Annotated in this window: 12 protein-coding genes; 3 read left to right on the plus strand and 9 right to left on the minus strand. The window is 39.2% G+C overall.

Annotation, left to right across the window (positions count from 1 at the left end):
• Positions 1-301 precede the first annotated feature (301 nt).
• Positions 302-778, plus strand: coding sequence for a FidL-like protein (locus tag PROVALCAL_RS07455; protein WP_006658568.1), 477 nt, complete (start codon positions 302-304; stop codon positions 776-778).
• A 164-nt stretch (positions 779-942) separates the two neighbouring features.
• On the opposite strand, the gene PROVALCAL_RS07460 is transcribed toward PROVALCAL_RS07455, so the two are convergent.
• The 7 genes from PROVALCAL_RS07460 to PROVALCAL_RS07490 all read right to left on the minus strand — a co-directional run bounded on the left by PROVALCAL_RS07460 (position 943) and on the right by PROVALCAL_RS07490 (position 7,356).
• Positions 943-1,797, minus strand: a complete 855-nt coding sequence (locus tag PROVALCAL_RS07460; RefSeq protein WP_006658569.1) for an MrpH family fimbial adhesin — start codon at positions 1,795-1,797, stop codon at positions 943-945.
• Positions 1,798-1,862: 65 nt separating this feature from the next.
• The gene (locus tag PROVALCAL_RS07465) at positions 1,863-2,414 is read right to left on the minus strand and encodes a fimbrial protein (protein WP_006658570.1); all 552 of its coding nucleotides are present in this window, start codon (positions 2,412-2,414) and stop codon (positions 1,863-1,865) included.
• Positions 2,414-2,908: a fimbrial protein gene (locus PROVALCAL_RS07470; RefSeq protein WP_006658571.1), complete on the minus strand. Its 495-nt coding sequence runs from the start codon at positions 2,906-2,908 to the stop codon at positions 2,414-2,416. Before PROVALCAL_RS07470 ends, PROVALCAL_RS07465 begins: the two co-directional genes overlap by 1 nt.
• 11 nt (positions 2,909-2,919) lie before the next feature.
• Positions 2,920-3,411, minus strand: coding sequence for a fimbrial protein (locus PROVALCAL_RS07475; RefSeq protein WP_006658572.1), 492 nt, complete (start codon positions 3,409-3,411; stop codon positions 2,920-2,922).
• 11 nt (positions 3,412-3,422) lie between these two features.
• On the minus strand, positions 3,423-4,160 hold the full coding sequence (locus PROVALCAL_RS07480; protein WP_006658573.1) for a fimbria/pilus periplasmic chaperone: 738 nt from the start codon (positions 4,158-4,160) through the stop codon (positions 3,423-3,425).
• Positions 4,161-4,194: 34 nt separating this feature from the next.
• Positions 4,195-6,684 (minus strand): fimbria/pilus outer membrane usher protein, encoded by a 2,490-nt coding sequence (locus PROVALCAL_RS07485; protein WP_006658574.1) that lies wholly within the window; start codon positions 6,682-6,684, stop codon positions 4,195-4,197.
• A gap of 93 nt (positions 6,685-6,777) precedes the next feature.
• Positions 6,778-7,356 (minus strand): fimbrial protein, encoded by a 579-nt coding sequence (locus PROVALCAL_RS07490; RefSeq protein WP_006658575.1) that lies wholly within the window; start codon positions 7,354-7,356, stop codon positions 6,778-6,780.
• Positions 7,357-8,313: 957 nt separating this feature from the next.
• Here PROVALCAL_RS07490 and zur point away from each other — a divergent pair.
• Positions 8,314-8,832 carry a zinc uptake transcriptional repressor Zur gene (gene zur / locus PROVALCAL_RS07495; protein WP_006658576.1) on the plus strand — a complete coding sequence of 173 codons (519 nt, stop codon included), beginning with the start codon at positions 8,314-8,316 and terminating at the stop codon, positions 8,830-8,832.
• A 253-nt stretch (positions 8,833-9,085) separates the two neighbouring features.
• On the opposite strand, the gene lexA is transcribed toward zur, so the two are convergent.
• Together lexA and PROVALCAL_RS07505 are read right to left on the minus strand one after the other, a co-directional pair.
• Entirely contained in the window at positions 9,086-9,703 is a 618-nt protein-coding gene (gene lexA, locus PROVALCAL_RS07500) for a transcriptional repressor LexA (protein ID WP_006658577.1), read from the minus strand.
• A 138-nt stretch (positions 9,704-9,841) separates the two neighbouring features.
• Positions 9,842-10,216, minus strand: coding sequence for a diacylglycerol kinase (locus PROVALCAL_RS07505; protein ID WP_006658578.1), 375 nt, complete (start codon positions 10,214-10,216; stop codon positions 9,842-9,844).
• A 124-nt stretch (positions 10,217-10,340) separates the two neighbouring features.
• On the opposite strand from PROVALCAL_RS07505, the gene plsB reads away from it, so the two are divergent.
• On the plus strand, positions 10,341-12,845 hold the full coding sequence (plsB, locus tag PROVALCAL_RS07510) for a glycerol-3-phosphate 1-O-acyltransferase PlsB (RefSeq protein WP_006658579.1): 2,505 nt from the start codon (positions 10,341-10,343) through the stop codon (positions 12,843-12,845).
• Positions 12,846-12,868: the final 23 nt, after the last annotated feature.

The raw sequence follows: 12,868 nt of genomic DNA on the forward strand, positions 1-12,868 counted from the left end.
ATTTATCAACAAGTTGACTAACAAAGAGGAAGTTAAAAATAGTTATACAACTTTCGGAATTCGAGATAGCTGTGTATTTCAATCACCTATAAAATTGAATGAACAAGCGATTAAAACTAATCTAGAGTTTATTAATAAAAAGCTAGATAAATATAATATTTCTTGTGATGAGCCCAAAAGAATTATTGTTCTATCTGACGTAAATGCATCTTATTCATTTGATAAGAATGCAGCAATAAGTATCTGCAAAGAAAAAAATAATCATTTTGACTGTGTTTCTATTAACGATCAGAGAATTTAAATGAAAAAGTATCTTATTACTGCGGCTTTAGCAGCAGTTATTGCCCCTATCTCATATTTAACATTCGAAAAAGAAAAAGAAGATATAAAACTTTGCCATTCTGAAATAGTATGGATAAAAGAAAATAGTACTCCTGATGGTATTATTCTCAAATCTAAAATGTCTCTACAGATTTCAGATAATCATAATGGGAGAATGAATTTTTATGGTTATATAAAAAACCAAGAAACCATTTATCGACTAGATCGTGCTGTTTATTTCTCTTATACCCCTGTAGATAAAAAGGGTAATTATGTAGTGATAATGAACTCCTCATCTGTTACAAATTCTGATAACACCCCTAATGACGTATTTTCTAATTTTATACAATTAGAAAAAGATAAAATAAAATATTATGTGAATGTTAATGAAATGGAAGATAATATTTATATTTTAAAAGATGAAGCTTATTCCGCTTTTACTTGCTCTGTTGAGTAAGAATAGAATTAGACAATCAAAATACCTAATGAGTATTATATTGAATAACCACTATTTCTAATAAATAAAAAATAGAATAAAAAAAGCCTACCAACAATTACGTTTAAGTAGGCAAAACCGTCAACATGGGAAAATGACGAATACAAAATTCTTGTTTCTTTACATCATGGAATAGTCATAACCAGAGTCAATACACCACTAAAATTCCCTGGTGCAACCGTACCATTTGTTTTCAACACTGATTCCACAGTTACAAGTTCATTCGTGTTTGCTCTTGCATTGATAATAGTACCAAACCATGCTGGCTGATCGTTCAATGTCACTCGCGACATTAATTCGCCATTCGAACGTAAAGGCACATATTCCTGCAACATATTTGAAGACACTTTTACTCGCATGTTTTGGTTGCAAACAATAGAGAAGAACCCGCGTTGAGTATTCCCATTCAGATCACCTGCATTTAACGATCCATGGTCTAATTCGAGCCGGTTATTGGCAACATAGTTGAAATAACATTTACCTGCTGGTGGTGGTGCAATGCCACAAATTCCGCCGGGTAACATTTTTGCTGAGCTACTGGTGCGGTTTGTATCTAAAAAGAAACCAACACACTCATCTGCGGTAATCGATCCAGAGTGACGAGTACTCCCTTTTCTAGGAAAACTCAGACCGCATTGGCTTTGCGCTGCATTAATAATCGATTCCATTGTCGGGTACGTTGCGAAATTTATGGCGCATTCCCAGTCCTTACGAGACCCCGCTCCCCCGATATTTGGGGCGGAATGTAAGTGGTTAATCGTAAAATAACAGTTTCTAGCTCCCGCGGAACCTAAAACAGCAACACATGGATTTGGCTCTGAAGAAGAACTCGCTTTCCAATAATCAAATTGGTAATAATAGGTATGGCTACTCCCTGAAGTCACAATATCTTCAACATACGAAAAATAAGTCGACCCATATCCAAGCGAGCTTATAAAAAGCAGTGGTATTAATAATAACCTTTGAATTCGTTTTCCCATTTCAGTTCTCTTTATATATTTAATAAAACTCAAATAAATCAAAGCAATACACTTTTAGAATAAAATTATTCGTATTCAAATATAAATGTTGCAGTGGCGGAGATTTTACCCACCTTCACTTGCTTATTATTCACAACATCAGATGTTGCTTTAATAAATGAATTAAACTGTAATTCATTTTTACCCGCTTTACTGATTGGCATTAGCGATGAAAATTGGTTAATTTTCATCGGAGTACCATCCGATAGCTCGATAAAAATCCCTAAGCCTGGATTTAAATCACTGCCTGTCAACGCGAGAGAACCGGGTAACTGTAAGTTTTCAGTTCCTGAGAATTTCACTTTCATTTTTTGTGCAATCGTCAGATCACAATCAGACAGTACTAACGTGAATTGCTCATTGGGAAATTGAAATCCAGGCTCGTAGATGTCCAAAAGTCGGATATCCCCATAGTCGACTTCAACCTTTGAATTTTCAGGTAAGACTACGCAAGGAGAATTCACTAACGTCCCTTTAATTTTCATATTATTCTGTGCAGCCTGCACAGGATACGTTCCCATCGCAACAAGGTTTCCCAGTAAGACAAATAAAATTCCAAAACGTATTTTTTTATTCATTATTGGTACTCCACAAGCAAGGTTCCGTTTGCAATAAAGTCACCTGTTTTGAGTTCCTTATTACCATCACGGACCAATACCGCCCAAAGTACACCAGGGTTACTTGGGTTGATTAAATATTTTTTACCTAAATCTAATGTTTGATCGCCCAGCTGAAACTTAACAGCAAGGTTAGGAATTCCTGCATTTAATCCATTGATATCAAATGTACTTTTGGCGCCATTCAACATTAAATACATGGCCCAGTTATTCTTATTTTCTTCACATTGAATTTGGTAATTTACTTGCCTTTTTTGAGCATTACCTTGAATAGACTTAATGGAGACGTTACCAAAATCCACTTCAATATCTTTGCCGTTATCAATATGGCACGGTGGAGGGGTAACTAAATTACCTTTAATCAGAATGTCTGTTTCATTGTCTTTCGCCACTGAAGAGAAAGGGAAGATGATAAACAGTAAAAACATCCCAATGAGCTTATAAATGTCCCGCATGTTTATCACCCTTATTGATATTCGACTTTGAGTGTTGCGTTGGCGGTAAAGGCTTTCGCTGGGAGATCTGCACCACTTTTCTTCACTAATACCGCAAATAATTTAGTGGGTGATGCAAAATTAACCGTGCGCTTACTTTTTAATGGGAAATCACTGGTATCCGCTTTAAAAAGTACTCCAAGATTATCAACACTCGTTTTAAGCGCCCGTTGGTCAAACACCGCGGGCACGCCGTCAATATACATATTCAATTTTGGCTGAACACCGTCTTTGCAAGTAATCGTGTAGTCCATTGGCTGCTTATACACTTCACCTTCAACACGCGTAGTCATGACATCGCCAAAATCGACTTCTATGGCTTGTCCATTATTAATCTGGCAGGGCTTGGATAAGACGACACCTTTAATTTCCACATACAGGTAACCTGAGAATCCAAAGGTACCTGACGTATAAAGAGTCGATGATATCAATAATACCTTGGCTAAATTTTTAATAGACATCATAGCGGCAGACCTTATTTTCTAGGTACGACAGAACACTCAACCGTGCTGCAGTTAAATTTCAAGTCAATCGTACCGCCAAAATCGTTGAGATAAACTAAGGTTGGTGATGCCCCGATATCTCCTGTGTTTTTGCCTAAACCAGCTTCACCACGCGGTGGAACCATAATTGGCTCAAAATTACTAACGTCCGTATTGCCTTTTTTCAATTGAGTTATGGATAAGAAATAAGGGCTTGGGTTTTTAACGATATATCCACTACCCTGCTTGACCAGTTTGATATCATTTTCCTGAGGAATTGAATCCATTCTTTCTTTAGTTGCAATTGCAGCAGGACGATAGAACAATTTAATTTTTGTCTGTAATGCAATTTGTAATACGTTGGCTTTTTCGCTACGAGGTGGAATTTCTCTCACGTTCAGGTAATAAACACTTTCCTGATCTTTAGGTAATTTAGCGATAGCCGGAACCGATTGAATTTTGATTTGGCTTTTTGTATCCGCTTCAAGTCGCTGCACTGGCGGAGTCACAATAAACGGTGAATTGACTTTTTCATCTTTATCGTTTTCTATCCATGCTTGTGCCAAATATGGGCTGGTTTTATGTTCATTACTTAAACCTACGCTCACCGATTTATCGCCCTCATTATAAATGACACGAGTTCTATCAATTGCAATTGCCGCATAGGCTGACTGAGCGAGTAATGAGGCACTTAACACTGCTACCACATTACGTTTATTTAATAAATTCATATTTTCACCGTTGACGTTAAAAATTTATTTATAATTATTTACATGGTAATAAAACATTATGTTCCATGTTGTTATCTAATTTTTCAGGCAATTGAATATGACATGAAGCATCATCACCCCACACCACATCAAGAGACTCTGATGGATTAACACCCGCTAAATAAACAAAACCTTTATCAGAAATAATTCCCACTTCTATTTTTTTCGCATTTTTGACTGAAGCCCCAAACGGTGGGTAGCCTCCATCAGCTAAGCTGATAATTCCCATTACTTTTTGCCCCGTAATGACATTAAACTTACGATATCCAATCGCACCTTCAGTCAACGTTGCATATTGTGTCGATTGCAATGCTTCGGCATTATCTGGCACATTTTTCAGATCGATATTTAAGTTATTACGGTTATAGTCCATCACACTCGTGATCACCGCTTTACCGTAGCGGTTAGTCCCGACGGGTGTAACACCATTTAAGATGGGCACATCCGCGACACCATTAGTATCGACTAATATTCTTGATCCGCCTTTAATTGAATTATTACGGTGTAATGCCCCGCCTTCGCCTGTCATGGTCATTCCGCCTTTTAACTGCATCGAGACGGTTGTTTGATTATCTTGAATATAAGTTCCGCTGAGGTTTAATTGGCTTCTATCACCATCATAACTATAGGTACCAGCTGTCGTTAACTTGTCTTTATCCCAGTTACCCGCAGAAACCGAGTAAGAAGAGCGATTATCAATTCGACTATAGTAGTTAACGTTATTGGTATTATTACCCCCTGCATACGAGCCGGAATAGCTAATACTTGATTCATTTTTATCCAATGAGATCATCAGATTTAAATAAATACCGTCATCATCGCTGTCACGTGATTTCGTTTTATATGCCGTCACACTCAGGCTGACATTTTTAATTTTGCCAATATCAAAATAGTTCGATAGCGTAAAGTTGTACTGGTTTGTAGACGCTCTATTCCAATAAGTTTGGTGTGAATAGTTCAAATACATATTCGCGTTGTAATCAGGGAATGCGGTACCAAAAATAATGGTATAAAGCTCTTTACCGCTATCGACCTTATCCCCTCTATAACGACGGTCAACAAATTGACTCATCGACATATAGTTTCTTTCAGAGAATCGATAACCCGCGAAGGTAATCTGACTATTAATTTCGTCGAATTGTTTTGAATACGTCAGGTTATAGGAATTCCCCGTCAACGTTTTATTGTCATCCAATCGCCCCATTTGCGCGTGTGAAATATTGATGTTTCCAGATAACACACCAAATGGCGCAAAGTCACGTCCCAAACCAAATGCGACGTTTTGATATTCGGATGATGCCAACAAACCGCCATAAACAGTGGTGTTATTCGTCGCACCCCAAGACAGCGACCCCATACTGAATGCAGGGCCTTGAGTGTTATGGTCATCTTTCGTTGGTTTACCCATCACAAATTGGTAAATCAACTGTCCCGGACGAGTTAACGTACCCAGTCGAGAAGTTTCAACACGGTAATTTGTTGTCGTGCCATCTTGTTCTTGGATAGACACGTCCAGTGTACCGCCACCGAATGAGTTCACATCTTGAATACGAAATGGACCAGGACTGACTTCTGTTTGATAAATAATACGACCATCCTGTTTAACTATGACTGTCGCATTCGTTTTTGCAACACCAGAAATTTCAGGAGCATAGCCTTGTAAACGAGGTGGTAGCATAGCTTCATTGGTTTCGAGTGTTGCACCAATAAAACGAATACTATCAAACAGATTTGATGTTAAATATTGTTCACCTAATGTCAGGCGAGCACTCATCGAGCGAATGGCTCTATACGCATATAACTGGTTCCAAGACCATGATTTACTGCCTTTATTCAGCTCACCATTTTGTGTTTGCCAGTCAGCACGCAAACGCCATGCTCCGATGTTTGCCCCCATAGTCCCCGTGGCCGTCAGACCTGATTTCGTTCCTTTATCGCCGGTTTGTTTATTAACAACGCGTCCTGTCGCGTTATAGTCAATAAATGCGCCCATAATCCCGTCATCCCAACGTGATGGTGGGTCCCAATCAGGGTCTGAATACTCCATGTAGGCCTGAGGAATATTGAACTCTACAACGTTCTTCGCCAAATCCCCTTGAATTGTCATATCGGGAATAGAACGAATATCCAAACATTTTCCATCATCTAGCCATTTGACTTGGCTATCCCATTCCTTTTTTAATCCCAATAGCGCATAAATTTCAGGGGTAACACATGCCAATGAAATTTTATCGTCGTAATTAGGATTAAAAAATGTGATAGGTTGTTCCATAGAAACTTTAGCGCGGTTGACTTCAATCGCTAAAGAGTAGTCTCCAGGTGGGACATAATTGGCGTGAGAAAATTTACTGAAATCGACGTTTTCTTTACCGTCAGAATCAATGAAGTCGGTGTTAAAATCAACGGCTTCTTCAGAGAGTGCAACCATTGGCGTTAACATTAAAAGCATTAATTTTGTAATTAGATTTAGTTTCATGCTTTTCATTAACTGCGCACCTATAAAAACAAAGACAATGAAAATAGTTTGAAAAATATGGCGTATGACTACGCCATATTTATTCTCTATAGAAACTTACTGTTATTGGTAAACAATTTTGAAGTTAGCGACAGTGTCAAAACGACCTGTTGTTGCTTTCTTAGTTGGGTCTTCGTTACCTTTAACGTATGCAGCGAAGTGCAGAGTAGTTTCTGAACCGTCACCATTGTTTAACGCATAACCGTCACCAGTACCTGGGAATGCTTTACCAAATTCAACAACTTTGTCAGCACCGTTAGTGATTACGATACCTGCGTTTTGAACTTTACCGCCTAAGCCCAGTAAGTCACCAGTGAAGCCTTGGAAACCGTTTACTGTTGAACCAGTAAAGGTGATTTTTGCGTTTTTATAAGTTTCAGTTGAGCAGTTTTTCAGAACGATATCGAACGTTTTGCTGTCTGAACGGAATTGGTTAGAAGTCAGTTCGTGTAACGCGATTTCGCCGAATTCAACTAATTGCTTCAGGTTGTCAGCGTCGATTGAACATGGAACATCATTGATGAAACCAGTAAAACGAATTTCACCTTGTGAACTTTCTACTGGGTCAGCAGCTAAAGCAGCACCAGAAACGCCAACACCTAAACCTAAAGCTAGAGTTAATGCTAATTTATTCAGTTTCATAAAAGTTTTCCTTTGAATGAGTAGGAACTGCTATTTCTCTTTCCTGTTTCTACGATGCAGAATTAAGTTTCTTTACTTAAGTAGTGCGCCCTTGAAGATTCCTCTAGCTTTCCTACTTGATGAATTTCATTCAGGTTAGAGATTTTTTTTATATAAACAAGATCCATCTCATCTATGTGATTTAAAAAACAGAAATCATTGAGCCAACATTCTCACTTCCAAATTAATTATTGATTCATTCATTAATTAATTAAAATTGATATAGAACACTAAATGAATTCTGATGACTACCTTGTGATATTTTCTGATGTCAATTCTACATATGTGATATATGTTGTCAAAAAACACCCAAATAGAGAGTTCGCTTGGTTTTTTATATCGAAAAACTGACATAAACAAGCTTTAAGCATTAAATGAGTAAGCAAACTTGAAGAAATAATAAATTACTTAGAAAGATTTATATGAAGACTTCATTTTGTATTTATAAAAATCTCAAAATATTGCAAAAATCTTATAATTATAAAAATCTATATTTATATTTATTTACAAACTAACAACCCAACAAAAGGAAAATTTATTAGATTTAACACCCAAGAATAGTCACTTTTACACAAGTAATTGCTATATAAAAAACAGACGGTAAGATAAGTCTTAATTAAAATACTCATCAAGCAGTAACCATAAATCTCAATATTTGTTTTTATTTGGTTAAATAAATCGTCAATTTATTAACCAAAATGTAGCAATTAGAGTTTTATTTAAAATAAAAAAGCTGACCATTTAAATAAGGTATCTGTTGTTTATTAACCATACGTTTATTAAAGTTAAAACTCTGTATTAATTGTAGGGAAAATTGTTTATTCCATAAACATCATTTCAAACGCAACAGGAGCCGAAGTTATGATAAACTAAACAGTAATAAACATTTGAAGCGCTATTTAGGTGGGGCCAGACAAGATGACAATAATCAGTGAAGATATGCTGCTTACGACGGCCGAACGTATTTGCCAGTCTCGAGGTGTTCGTTTAACTCCACAAAGAGAAACGGTTTTACGACTAATTGCACAGCAACATGGGGCGATTAGTGCCTACGACCTTCTTGATTTGCTGCGTGAAATAGAACCTCAAGCTAAACCCCCTACTGTTTACCGCGGCTTAGAGTTCCTAATGGAACAAGGGTTTATCCATAAAATTGAATCCACAAACAGTTATGTGGTCTGCCACCATGTGGATAATCCAAGCCATATCTCAGTGATGTTGATTTGTGATAATTGTGGGAATGTGACGGAAAGTGATTGTACAACCATAGAAAAGGCTATTAGTACGCTTGCTGAAGAAAATCATTTTCATCTCAGGCATACCGTTGTAGAAAACCATGGTTTATGCCAAAAATGCGTTGAAATCACCAGTTGCCAAGATCATGAACATTGCGATCATGACCATCAGTCCTCATCTAATCCAAAGAAAAAACCGTAAAAAACCTATCAGCCAAGGTTAATAAGATTTACGTCTCGCGCCATAGCTATAATAGATAACAACCTAATGGCAGAGGCAATAGATAGATAGATAGATAGATAGATAGATAGATAGATAGATAGATAGAGCGAAGTGAATAAGAGTTATATGGCTATATAAAAAGAAAAGCCTATATAAACGGAAGAACAATATAAAGAAAAAACACCCGATAAAAAGAGATATTGAGTCTGCTACCAGACTCAATCACTCATCATCAATGCCAGTCACTATTACGGATAACCCCAACAGCTAACCCTTCAATAGTAAAATTCTGTTCGCGTAAATCAACAACGATTGGCGCAAACTCAGGGTTTTCAGCAATCAATTCAACGCGATTGCCTTGTTGTTTAAAGCGCTTAACGGTGACTTCATCCTCGATACGAGCCACAACTATTTGTCCATTATGGACATTCTGAGTTTTATGCACCGCGAGTAAATCACCATCCATGATGCCGATATCCTTCATCGACATACCATTCACACGCAATAAAAAATCCGCATGAGGTTTAAATAACTCTGGGTCAACTTGGTAGTGACTTTCAATATGTTCTTGTGCAAGCAATGGTTCGCCGGCGGCGACACGCCCAATCAGAGGAAGCCCTAAATCTTCGGTTTCTTCTTCTAACAACAGACGAATGCCTCTGGAAGCTCCAGAAACAATTTCAATAACCCCTTTACGAGCTAAGGCTTTTAAATGTTCTTCTGCCGCATTAGGCGAACGAAATCCCAAACTTGCTGCTATTTCAGCGCGTGTTGGTGGCATGCCCGTCTGCGAAATGTGGTCACGCACCAGATCGTAAACTTGCTGCTGTCGAGCTGTCAGTGCTTTCATCCCGTTCCCCTGTTTGTTTATACAGTCAAACTGTGAGTATATACAGGTAAATGGGGATTGGGAACTGTTAAATTAGCCAAAATCTGTAATTTATTGCTGAATTCTTTGCTTTTTCTCTCTTTTGTTATTTTTAGACTATTAAAGTGCGAAATAACGTTCCCAGAGAACGGTAGCCCAAATAAATAACGCCAATCCAATGGTGACAAAGACCGCGGCGGAGCCAATATCTTTTGCTCGGCCCGATAATTCATGATATTCCGTGCCAACACGGTCAACAACGGCTTCAATAGCGCTGTTTATTAACTCGACGATCGCGACTAAAACCACTGAACCGATCAGTAAAATTCTATCAATTTGGCTAATGTCCAAGTAAAAAGCTATAATTATCGCAATAATAGCAGCAACTGCTTCCTGCCTAAATGCGGCTTCATTCACCCATGCTGCTTTTAAACCCTTAAGGGAGTACCCAGCTGCTTTGATAACTCGCGTGAGTCCCTTAGTTTGACTTGCCATATTTTTTCCTTAATTTTTAAACAATAATCAACTTTTGCAGTCAAAGTGAATTATCGATAACAGATCTAAACACTGCTTTCTGATATGATTGCGCAGCATTACTAACAAGAGGCTATAATCGTTTATGTCACTATGGCGTAAAATATATTACAACACGTTGAATTTACCACTGAAATTATTGGTAAAAAGTAAACTAATTCCAACGGACCCGATAACAGAGTTGCAGCTTGATCCAAACAAGCCAACGCTGTACGTTTTGCCATATCACTCAAAGTCCGACCTTCTCACGCTTCGCCAACAATGCTTAGCGATTGGTTTACCTGATCCTCTCGTGGATAACGACATCAATGGCACCCAGCTCCCTGCCTATGTGTTCATTGATGATGGTCCGCGTGTATTCCGTTACTACTCTCCAGATCCACGTAAAGAGTCAGTAAAAATATTCCATGCGTATCTTGATTTGCATAAAAATAATCCAAATCTAGATATTCAAATGCTGCCAGCATCGGTCATGTTCGGGCGAGCGCCTGGACGCGAAGGCCATAAGCCTGCACCCCTGAAATTACTAAACGGTGTGCAAAAATTCTTCGCCGTCCTTTGGTTAGGGCGCGATAGCTTTGTACGCTTTTCACCCAGTATTTCACTGGGTCAAATGGCGCAAGAGCATGGTACCGACACGATTATTGCCAATAAACTCGCTCGTGTGGCGCGTATTCATTACTCTCGCCAACGTTTGGCGGCTGTCGGTCCAAAACTGCCTGCACGTTATGAGCTTTTTAATAAATTACTTTCTTCTAAAGCGATTGAAAAAGCCGTCGAAGATGAAGCTCGCAGCAAAAAAATTCCATTACAAAAAGCCCAGCAAAATGCCGTGGCGATGATGGAAGAGATCGCCGCTAACTTCTCATATGAAGCAGTACGACTCACTGACCGAGTTTTAGGTTGGACATGGAACCGCTTGTATCAAGGGATTAACGTTCAGCATGCTGAACGTGTTCGTCAATTGGCTCAAGATGGTCATGAAATTGTCTATGTGCCGTCCCATCGTAGCCACATGGACTACTTGCTGCTTTCATATGTTCTCTATCATCAAGGGCTGGTACCACCGCACATTGCAGCTGGTATTAACCTCAATTTCTGGCCAGCAGGTCCCATTTTCCGCCGTTTAGGGGCATTCTTTATTCGTCGTACGTTTAAAGGCAATAAACTCTATTCTACCGTATTCCGCGAATACCTCAGTGAGCTCTTTGCTCGCGGCTATTCGATTGAGTACTTTGTGGAAGGTGGACGCTCACGTACAGGTCGCTTGCTGGAACCTAAAACCGGTACCTTGTCGATGACCTTGCAGGCCATGTTACGTGGAGACTCTCGCCCTATCACTATCGTCCCTATCTATATTGGATACGAACATGTGATGGAAGTGGGAACTTATGCGAAAGAATTACGTGGCGCGGAAAAAGAGAAAGAAGGCTTCTTCTCGATGGTACGTGGTTTACGTAAGTTACGTAATTTAGGTCAGGGCTATGTGAATTTTGGTCAGCCAATTTCACTCACCCAATACTTAAATAATCGCGTACCTAATTGGCGTGAATCCATTGACCCTATTGAGCCTCAGCGCCCAACCTGGTTGAACCCAACGGTCAGTAGTTTGGCTGATAACATTATGGTGAATATCAATAATGCGGCAGCCGCTAACGCGATTAACTTATGTTCAACAGCACTGTTAGCGTCGCGTCAACGTTCACTGACCCGCGAACAACTGATTGAGCAAATCGAATGCTATCTGCAACTACTGCGTAATGTACCTTATACCGCAGATGCAACGACGCCGAACAAAACGGCAGAAGAGCTTCTCGAACACGCATTGCAGATGAATAAGTTTGAAGTCGAAAAAGATAGCATGGGGGATATCATTATCCTGCCTCGCGAAAATGCCGTCTTAATGACTTACTACCGTAACAATATCCATCATTTACTGGTTCTGCCATCACTGATAGCCAGCATGGTGCTACACCATGAACGTATTAGTCGTGAAGAAATCCACCAGCAAGTTGGGCTGATTTACCCATTCCTGAAAGCTGAACTCTTTATGCGTTATGACACTAACGCACTCGTCAGCACTGTGGATACATTGATTGATGAGCTGAACAGCCAAAAGTTGATCTGCCTGAAAGACGATAATATGGTGGTATTAAATCCTCGCCGTATTCGTCCTTTACAGCTGCTGGCAGCAGGTGTTCGTGAAACACTGCAACGTTATGCCATCACGCTATCATTACTCAATGCAAGCCCAGAAGTCAGCCGCAATACATTGGAAAAAGAAAGCCGCATGCTCGCGCAGCGTCTGTCTGTTCTACACGGTATTAATGCCCCTGAATTCTTTGATAAGGCCGTGTTCTCGACATTAGTCGATACACTCAAAGATGAAGGGTACATCGATAATAACGAGAACGATATTTTCTCTACCAATGCGAAAAAACTGTATGCAGTGCTTGCCCACTTAATGTCACCGGAAATCCGTTTGACCATTGAAAGCGTGAGCCAAACTGAAGAGCTTTCAGCACCGAAACCGGCACCAATAAGCACACCGGAAACGACCGAATCAAGCTCAGAAGTACCGAAAGAGTAATCTCACAAGTCAGCGAGACGCAC

The sequence above is a fragment of the Providencia alcalifaciens DSM 30120 genome, from assembly GCF_000173415.1.
Lineage (GTDB): Bacteria > Pseudomonadota > Gammaproteobacteria > Enterobacterales > Enterobacteriaceae > Providencia > Providencia alcalifaciens.